Here is an 18,854-nt window from a genome sequence, read left to right as displayed (position 1 = left end):
CCGTCCGTCGAGCCCATGCAGGCGAAGTGACCACAGCTCAAACCCCAGAGCGGACGGACGTCCCGGTCAAGTACGGGGCGTCCCGCCGTTCCACCACGACCTCCCCGGCCTCCAGATGGAAGAAGCGGGCGCGCCACCCCGTCGTTGCCGCCACGCTGGCCGCGGGCGTGCTCCACCTGGTGTGGGCTCTCTTCCTCGCGACCGAGGGAGGCGACCTGGCCGCGCAGGCCGCCTGGACCGACTTCGTCTGGAAGCACCCCGACGCGGCCTACAGCTTCGCCTGGTACGGCGGGATGCACCCCGCCTCCTACAGCGTGATGTCGCCCCATCTGATGGCGCTGTTCGGCATCCGCACGGTCGCGGTCGTGACCGGCACGGTCTCCGCCGGGCTGACCGCCGCGCTGCTCAAGCGGTTCCGGGCCCCGGTCGCCCTGCCCGCGTCCCTCTGGGCCGCGTTCGCGCTGTCGTGCAACGCCGCCTCCGGCCGCGTGACGTTCGGCCTGGGGCTGATGTTCGCGCTCATGGCGACCATCGTGGCGTTCACGCCGCGCGGCACCCCCGCCCTGCGCGCGGCCGGGATGGTCGGCCTGAGCGTGCTGGCGTCGCTCGCGAGCCCCGTCGCCGGCCTGTTCCTGCTCGTGCTGGCCGCCGCGCTGTTCCTGACCGGCCGCCGCCGCGCCGGCGTCTGCGTCGCCGTGGGCCTCCCCCTCGTGGTGGGGACGACGAGCCTGCTGTTCCCGTTCAGCGGCGTCCAGCCCATCTCCCTCACGGCGATCGTGCTGCCCGCCATCACCGGCGTCGTCGCGATCCTGACGTGCGCGCCGAAGAACTGGGCGTTCGTCCGGATCGGGGCCGGCGTCTACCTGGTCGGGATCCTGCTGACCTGGCTGATCCCCTCCCCCGTCGGCAGCAACGTCGAGCGCCTCTCGCTGCTGTTCGGCGGGATGTTCCTGCTGTCGGCGGTCGCCCGCGCGCACGGCCGGGTCCGGATCGCGGTCCTGTCGCTGGCCTTCATCGTCACGGCGTCCTGGCAGGTCGTGAAGCCCGTCGACGACCTCATCCACACCGAGCCCGCCGGCGCCGCCGCCGCCCACGCCCGCGGCCTCGTCGCCACGCTGGACGGCCTGGACGCCGACCGGTCGCGCATCGAGGTCGTGCCGCTGCGCTCCCACTGGGAGTCGTCCGGGCTCAGCCGCCACTTCATCCTCGCGCGCGGCTGGAACCGCCAGGTCGACGCCGAGCGCCACGAGCTGTTCTACGAGGAGGGCGCGCTGACGCCCCCCTCGTACCGCGACTGGCTGCACGAGTGGGCGGTCCAGTACGTCGTCCTGCCCGAGCAGGAGGTCGACTGGTCGGCACAGGGCGAGGCCGCCATCGTCGAGGGCGGTCAGCCGTACCTGAGCGAGATCTGGCGGGACGAGCACTGGCGCCTGTTCCGCGTGGCGCAGCCCACCCCGCTGGTCGACCAGCCCGCCTCGGTGCACAGGCTCAACGCCGGTGAACTCGTCGTCGACATGCGCTCCAGCGGGTCCGCCCTGCTGCGGATCTCCTGGTCCCCCTGGCTCAGGGTCACCGGCGGGGACGCGTGCCTGGCGCGCGCGGGCGACTTCGTCGAAATGACCGCCCGCACCCCCGGGCGCTACACCATCGCCGCCCGCTACGGCCTGCACCGCGGCAACCACTGCCGCTCCTGACGTCACGCACGACGAAAGGGCCCCGGGGAGGACGTCCCCGGGGCCCTTTCGACGAGGCCGGTTACAGGCCCGCGGCGGAGGCCAGGGCCTTGGCGCGGTCGGTCGACTCCCAGGAGAAGTCGGGCTCCTCGCGGCCGAAGTGGCCGTAGGCGGCGGTCTTCTGGTAGATCGGGCGGAGCAGGTCCAGGTCGCGGACGATCGCGGCGGGCCGCAGGTCGAACACCTCGTCGACGGCCTTCTCGATCTTCTCGGGGGCGACCTTCTCGGTGCCGAAGGTCTCCACGAACACGCCGACCGGGTGGGCCTTGCCGATCGCGTAGGCGACCTGCACCTCGGCGCGGTCGGCGAGCTGCGCGGCGACGATGTTCTTGGCGACCCAGCGCATCGCGTACGCGGCGGACCGGTCGACCTTGGACGGGTCCTTGCCGGAGAACGCGCCGCCGCCGTGCCGGGCCATGCCGCCGTAGGTGTCCACGATGATCTTGCGCCCGGTGAGGCCGGCGTCGCCCATCGGGCCGCCGATCTCGAAGCGCCCGGTCGGGTTGACCAGCAGCCGGTAGCCGGCGGTCTCGAGCTCGAACTGGGCGAGCACGGGGTCGACCACGTGCTCCTTCACGTCCGGGGCGAGCAGCTCCTTCAGGTCGATGTCGGGAGCGTGCTGGCTGGACACCACGACGGTGTCGAGGCGGACCCCGCGGTCGCCGTCGTACTCGATGGTGACCTGCGTCTTGCCGTCCGGGCGCAGGTACGGGACGTCGCCGCTCTTGCGGACCGCCGACAGCCGCTGCGCGAGCCGGTGCGCCAGCGTGATCGGCAGCGGCATCAGCTCGGGCGTCTCGTTGGTGGCGTAGCCGAACATCAGGCCCTGGTCGCCGGCGCCCTGCCGGTCCAGGTCGTCGACGCCCTCGCCCTCGCGGGTCTCGTAGGCGTCGTCGACGCCCTGCGCGATGTCGGGCGACTGGGCGCCGATCGACACCGACACGCCGCAGGAGTGGCCGTCGAAGCCCTTCTTGGACGAGTCGTAGCCGATCTCCAGGATCTTCTCCCGGATCACGCCCGGGATGTCCACATAGGTCTCGGTGGTGACCTCACCGGCCACATGCACCTGACCCGTCGTGATCATCGTCTCGACGGCGACCCGGCTCTTCGGATCGTCCTTGATCATCGAGTCGAGGATCGCGTCGCTGATCTGGTCCGCGATCTTGTCCGGGTGCCCTTCGGTCACGGACTCGGAGGTGAACAGGCGGCGAGACACGTACGTGAACTCCTTGCAGCGGCTGCTGACTGACGTCGCAGGACGGATTGTTTGTCGAGTCCGGCGGGGAGGCGCCGCCCCCCGCCGCGGTTCCCCACGGATGGTAGGGCGCAAGTCTAGCGGGATCGCCGCCCGCCACCGTCACGCCCGCGTGGCCACGGGTTTCAGTCGGGCGGCGACGAGGTCCCACACGACCTCGGCGAGCGCCTCCTTGGCGCCGCGCGGCACCTCGGTGCGCGAGCCGTCCGCGCCGAGGATCACCGCGGCGTTGTCGGGGCGCCCGAAGGCGAGGTCCTCGCCGACCTGGTTGACGACGAGGAGGTCGCTGCCCTTGCGGGCGAGCTTGGCGCGGCCGTTCTCCAGCACGTCGTCGGTCTCGGCCGCGAAACCGACGATCACCTGGTCGGGGCGGCGGGCGGCCCCCAGCTCGGCCAGGATGTCGGGGTTCTTCACGAGCCGGATCGGCTCCGGCTCCGTCCCCTCCGCCTTCTTGATCTTCGACCCGCGGTAGTCCGCCGGGCGGAAGTCGGCGACGGCGGCGGCCATCACGACCGCGTCGGCGGACGCGGCGGCGTCCACCACGGCCGTGCGCATCTCCTCGGCCGATCCGACGGCGACGACCCCGGCCCCGGCCGGGTCGGGCAGGGCGACGTTCGCGGCGACGAGCGTCACCCGGGCGCCGCGGGCCACGGCCGTGCGGGCGAGGGCGTAGCCCTGCAGCCCGGACGAGCGGTTGCCGATGAACCGGACCGGGTCGATGGCCTCCCGGGTGCCGCCGGCCGAGACGACCACGTGCCGGCCGGCGAGGTCGCGCCCGTCCGCGCCGCGCGCCAGGACGTGCCGCGCGACCTCGAACAGCTCCGCCGGGTCGGGCAGCCGCCCCGGCCCGGTGTCGGCGCCGGTGAGGCGCCCGGACGCCGGCTCGACGACGACGGCGCCGCGCTCCCGCAGCGTCGCCACGTTCGCCCGGGTCGCGGGGTGCTGCCACATCTCGGTGTGCATCGCGGGCGCGAACACGACCGGGCAGCGGGCGGTGAGCAGGGTGTTGGTGAGCAGGTCGTCGGCCAGCCCGTGCGCCGCCCTGGCGAGCAGGTCGGCGGTGGCGGGCGCGACGAGCACCAGGTCGGCCTCCTGGCCGAGCCGGACGTGCGGGACGCCGGCGACGCCGTCCCACACCCGCGGCGAGACGGGCTTGCCCGACAGGGCCGCCCAGGTGGGCTCGCCGACGAAGCGGAGCGCGTCCTCGGTCGGGACGACGGTGACGTCATGCCCCGACTCGGTGAGCCGCCGGAGCAGCTCGCACGCCTTGTACGCGGCGATCCCGGCGCTGACGCCGAGGACGACGCGCGGCTTGGGGGAGGTCATGGTGCCACGATGCCATCAGGCCCCGGGCGCTCGCGCGCCGGGGTCCGGGGAGGCTCAGCCCTCGATGGGCTCGGCGTTCAGCAGGCCCTCGCGCGTCTCGCGGAGCGCGATCGACAGCGGCTTCTCCTGCACCTGGGTCTCGACGAGCGGGCCGACGTACTCCAGCAGGCCCTCGCCCAGCTGGGCGTAGTAGGCGTTGATCTGCCGCGCGCGCTTGGCCGCGATGCTCACGAGGCCGTACTTGGTGTCGACGACCTCCAGGAGCTCGTCGATCGAGGGGTTGGTGATGCCCTCATTGCTGGCTGCCACTCGGTGGCCTTCCACTAGGTCTAACGGCTACTGGTCAGCCATCAAGGCTAGCAGCTCGTCGCACACGTCTTTGACGGACGTGTTCACGAGCGTGATGTCGAACTCCTTCTCCGCGGCGAGCTCGACGCGGGCGGCCTCCAGCCGGCGCTCGATGACCTCGGGGGGCTCGGTGCCGCGGCCGGTGAGCCGGCGGACGAGCTCCTCCCAGCTGGGGGGAGCGAGGAACACCAGCAGCGCGTCGGGCATGGACCGGCGGACCTGCCGGGCGCCCTGGAGGTCGATCTCCAGGAGCACCGGCTCGCCCTGGGCGAGGCGTTCCTCGACGGGCCGGCGGGGAGTGCCGTAGCGGTGCCCGGCGAACTCGGCCCATTCGAGGAGCTCCCCTTCGGCGACGAGCCGGTCGAAACCGGCGTCGTCGACGAAGAAGTACTGCACACCGTCGGTCTCACCCGGGCGGGGGGCCCGGGTGGTCACCGAGACCGACAGCCACACCCGGGGGTGTGATCGCCGGATCTCGGCGACGACCGTGCTCTTGCCGACGCCCGACGGCCCGGACAGGACCGTCAGCCGCCGCGCGAGCGGGCCATGCGGTTTGGAGCCTTCCGGCGCAGCGATGGGTGCGCCGGAGCCGGGCGGGATGGTGCCGGGCTCGGGTCGCCCCGAGCCGGCCGCGGCGGCCTGACCGCCGCGCCCGCCCGTGAGTCGCGCGTCAGCGGTTCGCACTTCCGCCGAACTCACGCTCCAGGGAGGCGCGCTGGTTGGCGCCGAGGCCCCGCACACGGCGGGACTCGGCGATGCCCAGACGCTCCATGATCTGCTTCGCACGGACCTTGCCCACACCGGGCAGGGACTCCAGGAGGGCCGACACCTTCATCTTTCCGATGACGTCGTCGGACTGACCCTCTTTGAGAACCTCGGCGAGCGAGGTTCCCCCGTGCTTCAGCTTGTTCTTAACCTCGGCCCGCTCCTTGCGAGCCTTGGCAGCCTTCTCCAGGGCTGCGGCGCGCTGTTCGGGGGTTAGGGGCGGAAGAGCCACGCCGGGTCACCTCAGGTTTCCACTCGACGGAGTCGGACGGGTTGGGAAACTAGCGAGTTCACCGCCCATTAGGCAACGTGAAGTGCCGTTTAGCCCGCCATAAATTCACGAAAATCACTCCTTGGAGTGTCCTGAATACAGAGTGTACCCAACTCGGGGCCTCCGGCGGCCCATCCCCCTGCCTTGCTGGGACTTTCGCATGATCGTGAAAATCTCCCCTTTCTGACCCCAAATGCGGCACTTGGCGCCGGTTCGCCGCTCCGGTTCCCGGCTCTCCCGGGCCGTCCCGCCGCGCTCGCGGCACCGCGCCGGGGCCCCCCCGGGCGGCCGCCGCGAGGCCCCCCACAAACGATCCCGACCGAGTGACGCTCATCACGCCACGCCGTTCCGCACGTCGCCGCGGCACCGTTACTGTCATCCTCGACAGCACCACCGCCAAGATCGCCCGATCCGTCCCGGAGGACAGCGCCACCGCCCCAGCTCCCCCGCCCGCCGCCAGGGCACCGTCAAGGACGCGGAGGCACCGGCCCGGCCGCCGGCGGCGTTCCCCGCCCGGAATCGCCACTCCGCGTGAACGAGTTCGCCGTTCGCCGCGTATCCCAATGCGGAGAGCTCGGTCCCCGCATTCGCACACGACTAATCTCACAATGCGCGATCCCGTGCACCCAAGTTGATCCCTCGTCAAATAGGCGCGCACAAACAAGTTCTGCGCCCTCGCGCATCATTGGCCCCCCGCATGGCGCGCCGAGGCGCGCGTCCCGCCTCCCGGCGCGGCCGGAAACCGGCTCAGGGGGTGCCGGCGGACGTCCTGCGGAGCGCCGCGGCGATGGCCGCGGCGGCGGCGCCCGGGTCGGGCGCTCCGGTGATCGGCCGCCCGATGACCAGCAGGTCGGCGCCGGCGGCGAGGGCGTCCTCGGGGGTGGCGACGCGGGCCTGGTCCTGGTTGCCGGAGCCCTCGGGGCGCACACCGGGGGTGATGAGGGTGATGTCGGGGCCGACCTCCGCGCGGACGGCGGCGGCCTCCTGCGGGGAGCACACGAGCGCCTGGGCGCCGGCCTCGACGGCGAGGACGGCGAGGCGGCGCACGGCGTCCGGGGCGGGCCCCGCCAGGCCGAGCGCGGTGAGGTCGGCCTCCCCGAGGGACGTCAGCACGGTCACCGCGGCGATCTTGGTGGCGGGGACGGCCTCCACGGCGGCGCGGATCATGGCGGGCCCGCCGGCGGCGTGCACGGTCAGGTAGGACGGCTTGAGGCGGGCCACGGCGCGGGCGGCGCCGCGGACGGTGGCGGGGATGTCGTGCAGCTTGAGGTCCAGGAAGACCTGGACGCGGCTGGCGCCCCGGACGCTGGCGACGACGTCCGGCCCGTACCGCAGGTACAGCTCCAGGCCGACCTTGACGGTGGAGACGTGCGGCGTGACCAGGGTGGCCCAGCGCGCGGCCGTCTCCAGGTCGGGCGCGTCCAGGGCGACGGCGATGGGGGCGGAGGTCACGGCTTCTCCTTCTCGGGCTCTTGCGGGCGCACCTGGGGCGGGACGTAGCCGGCGGGCTTGTGCGCGAGGCCGACGGCGTCGGCGAGGCTCCCGATGCGGCGGGCCGCGAGGGCCTCCTCCAGCTCGCGCAGCACGCGGGGGCCGGCCGCGGGGTCGTGGAAGACGGCGGTGCCGACGGCGACGGCGGACGCCCCGGCGAGGATGAACTCCAAAGCGTCCAGCCCGGTCGCGATGCCGCCGACGCCGATGATGGGCGTGCCGGGCAGCGCGGCGTGCACCTGGTAGACGCAGCGGACCGCGATCGGCCGGACCGCGGGCCCGGACAGGCCGCCCGACACACCGGTGAGGGCCGGGCGCAGCGTCTGCGGGTCGATCGCCATGCCCTCCATGGTGTTGATCAGGGTGAGGCCGTCGGCGCCCGCGTCGACGCAGGCGAGCGCGATCGTGACGATGTCGGTGACGTCGGGGGCGAGCTTGGCGAAGACGGGGACGCCGGGGCGGGCGTGGTCGCGGACGGCCCGGACGACGGACGCGGCGGCGGCCGGGTGCCAGGCGAACATGCGCCCGCGGTCCTCGACGTTCGGGCAGGCGATGTTGACCTCGATCGCGGCGACGCCCGGGACGTTGCGGAGGCGGCGCGCGAGGTCGCCGTACTCCTCCACGCTGTTGCCGGCGACGGACACGATCGTGCGGACGTCCTGCTCGTTGAGCCACGGGAGGTCGCGTTCCAGGAACGTCTCCACGCCCGGTCCGGGGAGGCCCATGGCGGTGAGGAGGCCGCTCGGCGTCTCGGTCACGCGCGGGGTGGGGCGTCCCGCGCGGGCCTGGGCCATCACGGACATGGTGACGAAGGCGCCGAGGCGGGACAGGTCGAAGAACTGGGCGAGCTCCCGCCCCGTCCCGCCGCACCCGGAGGCCGTCAGGACGGGGTTGGGCAGCTCCAGGGGCCCGAGGGTGGTCTTGACCCGGTCGCTCACTGCGAGCCCCCTTCGGTGACGCTCAGGACCCGCGGCGCGCCCAGCGCGTCGAACGGGATGGTTCCGAGGTCGCCCCAGCGGACGCGGTCGCCGCGCAGGACGGGCCCGTCCGCGCAGGCCCGGACCATGCGGGTCACGCCGTCCTCGCCGTGGACGGGCAGCATGCACGTCATGCACACGCCGATGCCGCACGCGCCGGTCTCCTGGAGGAACTCCTCGACCGACACCTGCGAGGGCAGCCCGAGGTCGCCGGCGACCTGCGTGACCGACCGGAGCAGGGCGGTGGGGCCGCAGCCGTAGACGACGTCGGTGCCGGTCTCCTCGATGACGCGCGGCAGGACGTCGCGGACGGTGCCCTTCTCCCCCATCGAGCCGTCCTCGGTGGTGACGGTCGAGCCGTCGCCGATGCGCTGCGCCATGCGGGAGCCGAAGACCTGCTTGGCGGACGGCCCGCCCAGCACGAAGTGCACCTGGCAGCCGCGCCGCAGCAGCGTGTCGGCGAGCGCGAACACGGCGGCGCCGCCGGGGCCGCCGCCGACGAGCAGGCAGCTGACCGGGTCGCGGGGCAGCCGGAAGGGGCGGCCGAGCGGCCCGACGAGGTCGAGCTGGTCGCGGGAGCGGCGGCCGGCGAGCCAGCGGGTGCCGGGCTCGGTGTCGGCGAACACCAGCTCGACGGTGCCGCCGTAGTCGGACTTGACCTCGTGCACCCCGATGCAGCGGCGGACCAGGCGGGACGTGTGCTCGCCGCCGACCGCGAGCGCCACGAACTGGCCGGGCCTGAACCGCTCGGCGATGGCGGGGGCCACCAGCGTGATCGCGTGGTAGTCCTGCACCTGGCGGACCGTCAGGACCGTCGCCGACGTCTGCACCGGTGTGTCGGACACCCGTCTCCCTCTCCTCGTCGCGTGCGCCGGGCGCGGGCGGGGCCCGCCCGCCCGCGCCCGGCCTCTGTCACCCGGGCGTCACGGCACCGCCCCGGCCCGCCGCCGGGGTGCGCCCGTGGGCGCCGCTGAGCCGCTCGGCGTGCTCCTGGAGGGAGCGGACGCCGACCTGGCCGCCGGCGACGGCCTCGATGCCCTGCACGGCCGCCGCGAGCCCCTGCACGGTCGTCACGCACGGTACGCCTCGCAGCACGGCCGCGGTACGGATCTCGTAACCGTCGAGCCGCGGCCCGGACTGGCCGGGGCTGCCGAAGGGAGTGTTGACGATGAGGTCGACCTCGCCGTCCAGGACGCGCCGCACGATCGTGGGCTCGCCGGACGGGCCCGGACCCTCGCTGTGCTTGCGCACGATCTTGGCACGCACGCCGTTGCGGCGCAGGACCTCCGCGGTCCCTTCCGTGGCAAGAATCTCAAAGCCCAGGTCAGCGAGGCGCTTCACCGGGAACACCATGTGCCGTTTGTCCCGGTTCGCCACGGAGACGAACGCGCGCCCCTTGGTCGGCAGCGAGCCGTAGGCGGCCTGCTGCGACTTGGCGAACGCGGTGCCGAACACCTCGTCGATGCCCATCACCTCGCCGGTCGAGCGCATCTCCGGGCCGAGGACGGTGTCGACGCCCTGGCCGAGCTCGTTGCGGAACCGGTCGAAGGGCAGGACGGCCTCCTTCACCGCGATGGGCGCGTCCAGCGGCAGGCTCCCGCCGTCGCCGGCCTCCGGAAGGATCCCCTCGGCGCGCAGCTCGGCGATCGTGGCGCCCATCATGACGCGGGCCGCGGCCTTGGCGAGCGGCACCGCGGTCGCCTTGGAGACGAACGGGACCGTCCGGGACGCCCGCGGGTTGGCCTCCAGCACGTACAGGACGCCCGCGGACAGCGCGTACTGGACGTTCATCAGCCCGCGCACCCCGACGCCCTTCGCGAGCGCCTCCGTCGACTCCCGGATGCGGCGGACGTCGTCGTGCCCCAGCGTGATGGGCGGCAGCGCGCACGCCGAGTCGCCGGAGTGGATGCCGGCCTCCTCGATGTGCTCCATCACGCCGCCGAGGTAAAGCTCCTCGCCGTCGTACAGCGCGTCGACGTCGATCTCGATGGCCTCGTCCAGGAAGCGGTCGACCAGGACGGGGTGCTCGAGCAGCGCTTCCTCACCCAGCGCACCGGTGGCGCGCGCCATGTACGACTCCAGCGTGCCGTCGTCGTACACGATCTCCATGCCGCGCCCGCCGAGCACGTACGAGGGCCGGACGAGGACGGGGTACCCGATCTCGCCGGCGATCTCGCGGGCCTCCTCGTAGGAGGTGGCGGTGCCGTGCTTGGGCGCGAGCAGCCCGGCCCGGTGCAGCACGCGCCCGAAGGCGCCCCGCTCCTCGGCGAGGTGGATGCTCTCCGGAGAGGTGCCGACGATCGGCACTCCCGCGTCCTTGAGCTTCTGGGCGAGCCCCAGGGGCGTCTGGCCGCCGAGCTGGACGATGACCCCCGCGACCTCGCCCGACTGCTGCTCCGCGTGGACGACCTCCAGGACGTCCTCCAGCGTCAGCGGCTCGAAGTACAGCCGGTCGGAGGTGTCGTAGTCGGTGGAGACCGTCTCGGGGTTGCAGTTGACCATCACGGTCTCGTAGCCCGCCTCGGCCAGCGTGAACGAGGCGTGGACGCAGGAGTAGTCGAACTCGACGCCCTGGCCGATGCGGTTGGGGCCGCTGCCGAGGATCAGCACCTTGGGCTTGGCGCCCGGCGGCACCTCGGTCTCCTCGTCGTAGGCCGAGTACAGGTACGGCGTCCGCGCCTCGAACTCGGCGGCGCAGGTGTCGACGGTCAGGTAGACGGGACGGATGCCGAGGGCGTGCCGCAGCTCCCTGACGACCTCCTCGGAGAGCCCGCGCAGCTCGCCGATCTGCGCGTCGGAGAACCCGTGCCGCTTGGCGCGCAGCAGCTTGTCCCTGGTGAGCGCGTCGTCGGCGGTGCGGATCTCGTCGGCGACCTCGTTGACGGCCGCGATCTGGTCGAGGAACCAGGGGTCGATGCCGGTCGCCTTGTACAGGTCCTCGATACCCGCTCCGGCCCAGAGCGCGCGCTGGACGTCCCGGAGGCGCCCGTCATGCGGGCGCCTCGCCGACTCGACCAGCGCCTCGGCGTCGGCCTCGCCCGCCCAGCTGAACGACGAACCCTTCTGCTCCAGCGAGCGCAGGGCCTTCTGCAGGGCCTCGGTGAAGCAGCGTCCGATGGCCATGGCCTCGCCCACCGACTTCATGTGCGTGGTGAGCGTGCCGTCCGCGCCGGGGAACTTCTCGAACGCGAACCGGGGCACCTTCACCACGACGTAGTCGAGGGTGGGCTCGAACGACGCGGGCGTGACCCGGGTGATGTCGTTCGGGATCTCGTCCAGCGTGTAGCCGATCGCCAGCTTCGCCGCGATCTTGGCGATCGGGAAGCCGGTGGCCTTGGACGCCAGGGCCGACGACCGCGACACCCGCGGGTTCATCTCGATGACGACCATCCGGCCGGTGCCGGGGTGCACGGCGAACTGGATGTTGCAGCCGCCGGTGTCCACGCCGACCTCGCGGATCACGGCGATCGCGACGTCCCGCATGTTCTGGTACTCGCGGTCGGTCAGCGTCAGGGCGGGCGCGACCGTGATCGAGTCGCCGGTGTGCACGCCCATCGGGTCGAGGTTCTCGATCGAGCACACGATCACCACGTTGTCGTGGCGGTCGCGCATGACCTCCAGCTCGTACTCCTTCCAGCCGAGGATCGACTCCTCCAGGAGCACCTCGCCGGTCGGGGACGCGTCGAGGCCCGCGCCGGCGATGCGGCGCAGGTCGTCCTCGTCGTGGGCGAAGCCGGACCCGGCACCGCCCATCGTGAACGACGGCCGGACGACGACCGGGTAGCCGAGCTCGCCGGCGGCGGCCAGGCACTCGTCCATCGTGTGGCAGATGAGCGACCGGGCCGACTCGGCGTTCAGGCCGTGCTCGCGCGCGACCTTGGCGACGACGTCCTTGAACCGCTCCCGGTTCTCCCCGGCCTGGATCGCGTCCACGTCGGCGCCGATCAGCTCGACCCCGTACTGGGCGAGGACGCCGCCCTCGTAGAGCGCGATGGCGGTGTTCAGGGCCGTCTGGCCGCCCAGCGTGGGCAGCAGCGCGTCCGGCCGCTCCTTGGCGATGATCTTCTCGACGACCTCCGGGGTGATCGGCTCGACGTACGTGGCGTCGGCGAACTCGGGGTCGGTCATGATCGTGGCCGGGTTGCTGTTGACCAGCGTCACCCGCAGGCCCTCGGCCTTCAGCACCCGGCACGCCTGGGTCCCGGAGTAGTCGAACTCGCAGGCCTGCCCGATGACGATCGGCCCGGAGCCGATGACCAGGACGGACTTCAGGTCTTCACGGCGCGGCATTCTTCGACGCCTCCATCAGGTCGCAGAAACGGTCGAAGAGGCCGGACGCGTCGTGCGGGCCCGCCGCCGCCTCCGGGTGGTACTGCACGCTGAACGCGGGCCGGTCGAGGAGCCTCAGCCCCTCCACGCAGCCGTCGTTGAGGTTGACGTGGCTGACCTCGGCGCGGCCGTACGGCGTGTCGAACGGGCCGTCCGTGGGCGCCTCCACCGCGAAGCCGTGGTTGTGGGCCGAGACGTCGACCTTGCCGGTCGTCCGGTCCCGGACGGGCTGGTTGATGCCGCGGTGGCCGAACCGCAGCTTGTACGTCCCGAGGCCGAGCGCGCGGCCGAAGATCTGGTTGCCGAAGCAGATCCCGAAGAACGGGGTGCCCGTGTCGAGGACCCCCCGCAGCGCGTCCACCGCGTAGCCCGCGGCGGCCGGGTCGCCGGGGCCGTTGGAGAAGAACACGCCGTCCGGGTCAAGGGCGAGGATGTCCTCCGCCGTGCTGGTCGCCGGAAGGACGTGCACCTCGCAGCCCCGCTCGGACATGCGGTACGGCGTCATCGACTTGATGCCGAGGTCGACGGCCGCGACCGTGTGGCGCTTCTCCCCCAACGCACGGACGACGTAGGGCACGGGGGTGGTGACGTCCCGCGCCAGGTCGGCGCCTTCCATGGACGGGCTCTGCCGGACGCGTTCGAGCAGGGCGTCCGCCCCGGGCGCCACGGAGTCCGGCCCGCTGAAGATTCCGGCGCGCATCGCGCCCTTGTCGCGCAGGTGGCGGGTCAGCGCACGCGTGCCGGAGACGGCGATCCCCACGATCCCCTGGTCGCGCAGCGCGGACCCCAGCGAGCCCGTGGCACGCCAGTTGGACGCGACACGCGCGGGCTCGCGCACGACGTACCCCGCCACCTGGATGCGGCGCGATTCGGGATCCTCGTCGTTGACGCCGGTGTTGCCGATGTGGGGGGACGTCATGGCCACGATCTGGCGCGCGTACGAGGGGTCGGTCAGGGTCTCCTGGTAGCCGGTCATGCCGGTGTTGAAGACCATCTCGCCGAAGGTCTCGCCCTCGGCGCCGTACGCGACCCCGTGGAACACCCTGCCGTCTTCCAGAACGAGCAGAGCAGGGTTCATTGGAGCTTCCCTTCGAGGACGGTCGGCGTGCCGCGCAGGAACGTCGCGATGACGCGTCCGGGCAGCTCCAGCCCCGCGAAGGGGGTGTTGCGGCTCTTGGACGTCATCGCGGACGGGTCCACCGGACGGCGAGGAGACGGGTCGTACAGCGTGATGTTGGCGGGCGAGCCCACCTCAAGCGGACGACCCTGTCCGGAAAGGCGGCCGATGCGGGCGGGGCGGGCGGACATGCGGTCGGCGACCCCGGTCCAGTCGAGCAGGCCGGTCTCGACCATGGCCTCCTGGACCACCGGGAGCGCCGTCTCCAGGCCGATCATGCCCATCGCGGCCACGGCCCACTCGGTCTCCTTGGCCTCGACCGGGTGCGGGGCGTGGTCGGTGGCGACGCAGTCGATCGTCCCGTCGGCGAGGGCGTGCCGCAGCGCGGTGACGTCGTCGGCGGTGCGCAGCGGCGGGTTGACCTTGAAGATCGGGTCGTAGGACCCGGCCCTGCCGTCGTCGAGCAGCAGGTGGTGCGGGGTGACCTCGGCGGTCACCGGGCAGCCCTTGCTCTTCGCCCACCGGATGATCTCCACCGACCCGGCCGTGGACACGTGGCACACGTGCAGCCGCGACCCGACGTGCTGGGCGAGCAGCACGTCCCGGGCGATGATCGCCTCCTCGGCCACGGCGGGCCAGCCGCGCAGGCCGAGCGCGGCCGACATCTCGCCCTCGTTCATCTGCGCGCCCTCGGTGAGGCGCGGCTCCTGCGCGTGCTGCGCGACGACGCCGTCGAACGCCTTCACGTACTCCAGCGCGCGGCGCATGATGACCGCGTCCGACACGCAGTGCCCGTCGTCGGAGAAGACCCGCACCTGCGCGGCGGAGTCGGCCATCGCGCCCAGCTCCGCGAGCTGCTCGCCGGCGATGCCGCGCGTCACGGCCCCGACGGGCTGGACGTCGCAGTACCCGGCCTCGCGCCCGAGGCGCCACACCTGCTCGACCACGCCGGCCGTGTCGGCGACCGGGTCGGTGTTGGCCATCGCGTGGACGGCGGTGAACCCGCCCATCGCGGCGGCCTTCGTCCCGGAGTCGACGGTCTCGGCGTCCTCGCGGCCCGGCTCGCGCAGGTGGGTGTGCAGGTCGACCAGCCCGGGAAGGGCCACGAGGCCCGCGGCGTCGACGACCTGCGCCCCGGCCTCGTCCAGGCCGGAGCCGACGCCCGCGACGGCGCCCTCGCGGACGAGGATGTCCGCCGCCTCGCCGCCGAGGATCCGGGCGCCCCTGATGATGTACGTCGTCACTGCGAGACCTCCTGGCCGATGGCGGGCTCGGACCCTCCGAGCAGCAGGTAGAGGACCGCCATGCGGGCGCTGACGCCGTTGGCGACCTGCTCGACGATCGTGGACCGGACGGAGTCGGCGACCTCGGCGGCGATCTCCACGCCGCGGTTCATCGGCCCCGGGTGCATGACGATGGCGTGGTCGGGCAGCTGCGCCATGCGCTCGGCGTCCAGCCCGTACCGGCGGCTGTACTCGCGGACGGTCGGGAAGTAGGAGGCGTTCATCCGCTCCTGCTGGACGCGCAGCATCATGATGACGTCGCTCTTCGGGATGACGCCGTCCAGGTCGTAGGAGACCGAGCACGGCCAGGTGTCGACCGCGACGGGGAGCAGGGTCGGCGGGGCGACCACGGTGACGTCGGCGCCGAGCGTGGCCAGGAGCAGGACGTTGGATCGTGCCACCCGGCTGTGCAGCACGTCGCCGACGATCGTGACCTTGCGGCCGTCCAGGCCGCCCAGGCGCTTGCGCATCGTCAGCGCGTCCAGGATCGCCTGCGTGGGGTGCTCGTGCGTCCCGTCGCCGGCGTTCACCACGCTGCCCTGCACCCACCTGGCGAGGCGGTGCGGCGCCCCCGAGGCGCTGTGCCGGATGACGACGCCGTCCGCGCCCATCGCCTCCAGGGTGAGGGCCGTGTCCTTCAGGCTCTCGCCCTTGGACACGCTGGACCCCTTGGCGGAGAAGTTGATGACGTCCGCCGACAGCCGCTTCGCCGCGGCCTCGAACGAGATGCGCGTGCGGGTCGAGTCCTCGTAGAACAGGTTGACGACCGTCCGGCCGCGCAGCGTCGGCAGCTTCTTGATGGAGCGGCCGGCGATCTGCGCCAGCTCCTCGGCGGTGTCGAGGACGAGCAGCGCGTCGTCGCGGCTGAGGTCGGCCGCGGAGATCAGATGGCGGTTCATCCGGCACCCCCCGCCGGGCCGAGCAGCACCGCGTCGCGCCCGTCGTTCTCGCCCAGCAGGACCTTCACGGTCTCCTTCATCGAGGTGGGCAGGTTCTTGCCCACGTAGTCCGCGCGGATCGGCAGCTCCCGGTGCCCGCGGTCGACCAGGACGGCGAGCTGGACGGCGCGGGGCCGGCCGAGGTCGTTCAGCGCGTCCAGCGCGGCGCGGACCGTCCGCCCGGAGAACAGCACGTCATCGACGAGGACGACGACCTTGTCGTCGACGCCCCCGGGGGGCAGCTCGGTGCGCCCGAGGGCGCGGGCCGGCCGCATCCGCAGGTCGTCCCGGTACATGGTCGCGTCGAGCGAGCCCCAGGGCACCGGGCGGCCCTCGACCTCGCGCAGCGCCCCGGCGAGCCGCTCGGCCAGCGTCACGCCGCGGGTCTGGATGCCGAGCAGCAGGACGTCGTGGCCGCCCTTCGTCCGCTCGAGGATCTCGTGTGCGATACGGGTGAGCGCGCGCCGGATGTCGGGACCCTCCAGAACGGCCTTGGGCCGGGGGGCACCGTCCGCCACGCGCGCCCCCGCCGGCCGTTCCGGCCTGGAGGCAGCATTCACCACCGAAACCTCCTTTCCCGCCTCACTGGACGGGCCTTAAAGGACGTTGTGTCCCGCACACGGTAGCAGCCGGGCGTGCCTGCCCCGGCACCCGGCCCGCGCCACGTCTTCGCAGGTGAAAGGCGTCACATTCGGCGGCCCGCGCGGCGGCGGCGCGGGAGCGCGACGGCTCCGGCGCGCCCCGGCCGCCCGGCGCGGGGACGATCCGGACGGACCGGATCGAGTCCTGCGGATTCGACCGCTTTTTTCCAATCAGCTTGACCTGGCGCCGTACCCGTTTTACCGTCACTGTCCGTAACCATCCCTGGAGACAGACTCCTGGGGCCCCCTGGCTTCGAGAATCTGTCTCCCCCCGGTGACAAACCGGGGTCCGACGACGACGAAGTGAGCCTTGGGGGCCGCAGAATGCCGTCTGAATACGCAAAGGCTCTCGGTGCGCGCCTGCGCGCCATCCGCACCCAGCAGGGTCTGTCCCTGCACGGCGTGGAAGAGAAGTCACGTGGCCGCTGGAAGGCCGTCGTCGTGGGTTCGTACGAGCGGGGCGACCGCGCCGTCACCGTTCAGAAGCTGGCCGAGCTCGCCGATTTCTACGGCGTGCCGGTTTCCGAGTTGCTGCCCGGCGGAGCCGCGCCGAGCCCGCTCGGGCCTACACCCAAGCTCGTGATCGATCTAGAGCGGTTGCAGCAGCTTCCGAAAGACAAGGCCGGTCCTCTCGCCCGCTACGCCGCGACGATCCAGAGCCAGCGGGGCGACTACAACGGAAAGGTCCTGTCCATCCGCCAGGAGGACCTGCGTTCTCTGGCGGTCATCTATGACAAGTCCCCGACCGAGCTCACCGAAGAGCTCATCGGCTGGGGCGTCCTCGACCCGGAGGCGCGCCGCGCCGTCGAGTCGTTCTGATCCGCCTGCTCCACCGCACGATCCGCTTCACCGGACGGGGCCCGCCGCACCACGCGGCGGGCCCCGTTCGCAATCCGGGGCCCGCACCCTCCGGCGAACACGGAGAGTCATGTCATGGGCGCGGTCTGGTACTCCGGCTCGCCGCACGCGACGTCCCCGGCCGGGCGCCGCCGCCCCCGCGGGGCGAGGAGCGCCAGCGGGAGGACGACGGCCACGGCGGCGGCGCTCAGGGCGAAGCCCGCGCTGTAACCGCCCTCGCCGGGGACGGCGACGATGACGACCGCGCTGACCTGGGTCCCGAGGGACGCCCCGACCGTCCTGATGAGCGTGTTGACGCCGGTCGCGACGCCCGTCTCCCCGGTCGGCACGGCGGCGACGACCAGGTTCGCCACCGCGGCGTAGGCGAACCCCAGGCCGATGCCGCGCGCCAGGCCGCCGACGTAGAGCTGCCACATGGCGTCGTGCTGGACCGCCACGAACGCGTAGCCGAGGCCGGTCATCAGCGCGCCGCCGAACAGGACCGCCCGGGAGCCGACGCGCCGGTCGAGGAGGCCCGCGGTCATCCCCGCGACCGTCATGCCGATGCTGGCGGGGAGCTGCAGCAGGGCCGCCTGGGTGGCCGTCCCGCCGAAGCCGTAGCCGGTGTCCTCCGGGAGCTGGACGAGCAGGGGGAACAGCAGGCCGCCGGCCATGAGCGAGTAACCGGACAGCAGCGAGGCGGCGTTCGCCGTCCAGACCCCGCGCACGCGCATGAGCCGCGGATCGATCAGCGGGTCGCGGACCCGGCCCTCCACCCACAGCCATGCGGCGGCCGCCGCGAGCGACAGCGCGAGGAGGCCGAGGACACCGGGGGACGTCCAGCCCCACTCCATGCCCTGGGTGAGGGCGGTGAGCGCGGCCACCAGCCAGGCGGCGAACAGGCCGGCGCCCCACCAGTCGACCTTCGCCGCCGTCCGGGGCACCGGGCGCGGGACGATCCACCAGGCGAGGACCGCGCCGGGCACCAGGCCGGCGACCGGGATCCACAGCAGCCACCGCCAGCCGAGGAGGTCGATGACCGGCCCGGCGAGGCACCACGACACCGCGCCGCCGAGCCCCAGCATGGACGACATGAAGCCGATGGCCGAGGCCCTCCGCACGGCCGGCACCACGTCCCGGATGATCGTGTACGCCAGCGGGAAGACGCCGCCGCCGATGCCGCTGAGGGCGCGCCCGGCCAGCATGGCCGGCACGGTGTCGGCCAGGGCCGCGACGACCGTCCCGGCGGCCGCGACGGCCAGCACGGCGAGCAGGACGCGGCGCGGCCCGTACAGGTCGCCGAGCCGCCCGACGACGGGCGTGGCGACCGCCGCGGACAGCGTCATCGCGGTCAGCGCCCACGCCGCGCCCGCCGGCGTGGTGTCCAGGCCGTCCTGGATCTGCGGCAGCGCGGGCGTCACGACGGCCATGGACAGCGAGTAGGCCATCACCCCGAGGAACGCCAGCAGCGGAACCAGCCCGCGCCCGCCCTGCCCCGCCACCGAGTCCCCCTAGTTCGCCCCCCTAACAATCTCACAGTCGG

General features: G+C 72.9%; 16 protein-coding genes. 2 read left to right on the top strand and 14 right to left on the bottom strand.

Going from position 1 to position 18,854, the window contains the following annotated elements; all coding sequences use genetic code 11:
- The first annotated feature begins 26 nt into the window (after positions 1–26).
- A complete protein-coding gene (locus ABGB11_RS07060; RefSeq protein ID WP_347630024.1) occupies positions 27–1,694 on the top strand; it encodes an MFS transporter in 1,668 nt (555 codons plus the stop codon).
- A gap of 61 nt (positions 1,695–1,755) precedes the next feature.
- On the opposite strand, the gene metK is transcribed toward ABGB11_RS07060, so the two are convergent.
- The 13 genes from metK to pyrR form a co-directional block, all read right to left on the bottom strand.
- Positions 1,756–2,949, bottom strand: coding sequence for a methionine adenosyltransferase (metK, locus tag ABGB11_RS07055; protein WP_347630022.1), 1,194 nt, complete (start codon positions 2,947–2,949; stop codon positions 1,756–1,758).
- Between the two features lie 141 nt (positions 2,950–3,090).
- Complete coding sequence (coaBC, locus tag ABGB11_RS07050; RefSeq protein WP_347630020.1) at positions 3,091–4,314, bottom strand: bifunctional phosphopantothenoylcysteine decarboxylase/phosphopantothenate--cysteine ligase CoaBC; 1,224 nt, start codon at positions 4,312–4,314, stop codon at positions 3,091–3,093.
- Between the two features lie 54 nt (positions 4,315–4,368).
- Complete coding sequence (gene rpoZ, locus ABGB11_RS07045; RefSeq protein WP_021597645.1) at positions 4,369–4,623, bottom strand: DNA-directed RNA polymerase subunit omega; 255 nt, start codon at positions 4,621–4,623, stop codon at positions 4,369–4,371.
- A 27-nt stretch (positions 4,624–4,650) separates the two neighbouring features.
- The gene (gene gmk / locus ABGB11_RS07040; protein WP_347630543.1) at positions 4,651–5,238 is read right to left on the bottom strand and encodes a guanylate kinase; all 588 of its coding nucleotides are present in this window, start codon (positions 5,236–5,238) and stop codon (positions 4,651–4,653) included.
- A 94-nt stretch (positions 5,239–5,332) separates the two neighbouring features.
- A complete protein-coding gene (gene mihF, locus ABGB11_RS07035) occupies positions 5,333–5,659 on the bottom strand; it encodes an integration host factor, actinobacterial type (protein ID WP_021597647.1) in 327 nt (108 codons plus the stop codon).
- A gap of 786 nt (positions 5,660–6,445) precedes the next feature.
- Positions 6,446–7,150, bottom strand: a complete 705-nt coding sequence (gene pyrF, locus ABGB11_RS07030) for an orotidine-5'-phosphate decarboxylase (protein ID WP_347630017.1) — start codon at positions 7,148–7,150, stop codon at positions 6,446–6,448.
- Positions 7,147–8,127, bottom strand: coding sequence for a dihydroorotate dehydrogenase (locus tag ABGB11_RS07025; RefSeq protein WP_347630015.1), 981 nt, complete (start codon positions 8,125–8,127; stop codon positions 7,147–7,149). The genes pyrF and ABGB11_RS07025 overlap by 4 nt, the downstream gene beginning before the upstream one ends.
- Entirely contained in the window at positions 8,124–9,011 is an 888-nt protein-coding gene (locus ABGB11_RS07020) for a dihydroorotate dehydrogenase electron transfer subunit (protein WP_347630013.1), read from the bottom strand. The genes ABGB11_RS07025 and ABGB11_RS07020 overlap by 4 nt, the downstream gene beginning before the upstream one ends.
- A gap of 67 nt (positions 9,012–9,078) precedes the next feature.
- Complete coding sequence (gene carB, locus ABGB11_RS07015) at positions 9,079–12,456, bottom strand: carbamoyl-phosphate synthase large subunit (RefSeq protein WP_347630011.1); 3,378 nt, start codon at positions 12,454–12,456, stop codon at positions 9,079–9,081.
- Complete coding sequence (gene carA, locus ABGB11_RS07010) at positions 12,443–13,573, bottom strand: glutamine-hydrolyzing carbamoyl-phosphate synthase small subunit (protein WP_347630009.1); 1,131 nt, start codon at positions 13,571–13,573, stop codon at positions 12,443–12,445. The genes carB and carA overlap by 14 nt, the downstream gene beginning before the upstream one ends.
- The gene (locus ABGB11_RS07005; RefSeq protein ID WP_347630007.1) at positions 13,570–14,856 is read right to left on the bottom strand and encodes a dihydroorotase; all 1,287 of its coding nucleotides are present in this window, start codon (positions 14,854–14,856) and stop codon (positions 13,570–13,572) included. The genes carA and ABGB11_RS07005 overlap by 4 nt, the downstream gene beginning before the upstream one ends.
- Positions 14,853–15,794, bottom strand: a complete 942-nt coding sequence (locus ABGB11_RS07000; RefSeq protein ID WP_347630005.1) for an aspartate carbamoyltransferase catalytic subunit — start codon at positions 15,792–15,794, stop codon at positions 14,853–14,855. The genes ABGB11_RS07005 and ABGB11_RS07000 overlap by 4 nt, the downstream gene beginning before the upstream one ends.
- Positions 15,791–16,351, bottom strand: coding sequence for a bifunctional pyr operon transcriptional regulator/uracil phosphoribosyltransferase PyrR (gene pyrR, locus ABGB11_RS06995; protein ID WP_347630541.1), 561 nt, complete (start codon positions 16,349–16,351; stop codon positions 15,791–15,793). Before pyrR ends, ABGB11_RS07000 begins: the two co-directional genes overlap by 4 nt.
- Positions 16,352–16,798: 447 nt before the next feature.
- Between pyrR and ABGB11_RS06990 the strand changes: the two genes are divergently transcribed.
- Positions 16,799–17,293, top strand: a complete 495-nt coding sequence (locus ABGB11_RS06990; RefSeq protein ID WP_021597992.1) for a transcriptional regulator — start codon at positions 16,799–16,801, stop codon at positions 17,291–17,293.
- Positions 17,294–17,400: 107 nt separating this feature from the next.
- Here ABGB11_RS06990 and ABGB11_RS06985 read toward each other — a convergent pair whose 3' ends face one another.
- The gene (locus ABGB11_RS06985; RefSeq protein ID WP_347630002.1) at positions 17,401–18,813 is read right to left on the bottom strand and encodes an MFS transporter; all 1,413 of its coding nucleotides are present in this window, start codon (positions 18,811–18,813) and stop codon (positions 17,401–17,403) included.
- Positions 18,814–18,854 lie beyond the last annotated feature (41 nt).

This window comes from Actinomadura sp. B10D3 (genome assembly GCF_039871695.1).
Classification (GTDB): Bacteria; Actinomycetota; Actinomycetes; order Streptosporangiales; family Streptosporangiaceae; genus Spirillospora; species Spirillospora madurae.
This window is presented reverse-complemented; position numbering and strand designations above follow the sequence as displayed.

Bases quoted from the DNA above. Each gene is read 5' to 3' on its own strand.
- coaBC (WP_347630020.1), bottom strand. From the start codon at position 4,314: ATGACCTCCCCCAAGCCGCGCGTCGTCCTCGGCGTCAGCGCCGGGATC.
- carB (WP_347630011.1), bottom strand. From the start codon at position 12,456: ATGCCGCGCCGTGAAGACCTGAAGTCCGTCCTGGTCATCGGCTCCGGG.
- carA (WP_347630009.1), bottom strand. From the start codon at position 13,573: ATGAACCCTGCTCTGCTCGTTCTGGAAGACGGCAGGGTGTTCCACGGG.
- ABGB11_RS07000 (WP_347630005.1), bottom strand. From the start codon at position 15,794: ATGAACCGCCATCTGATCTCCGCGGCCGACCTCAGCCGCGACGACGCG.
- ABGB11_RS06990 (WP_021597992.1), top strand. From the start codon at position 16,799: ATGCCGTCTGAATACGCAAAGGCTCTCGGTGCGCGCCTGCGCGCCATC.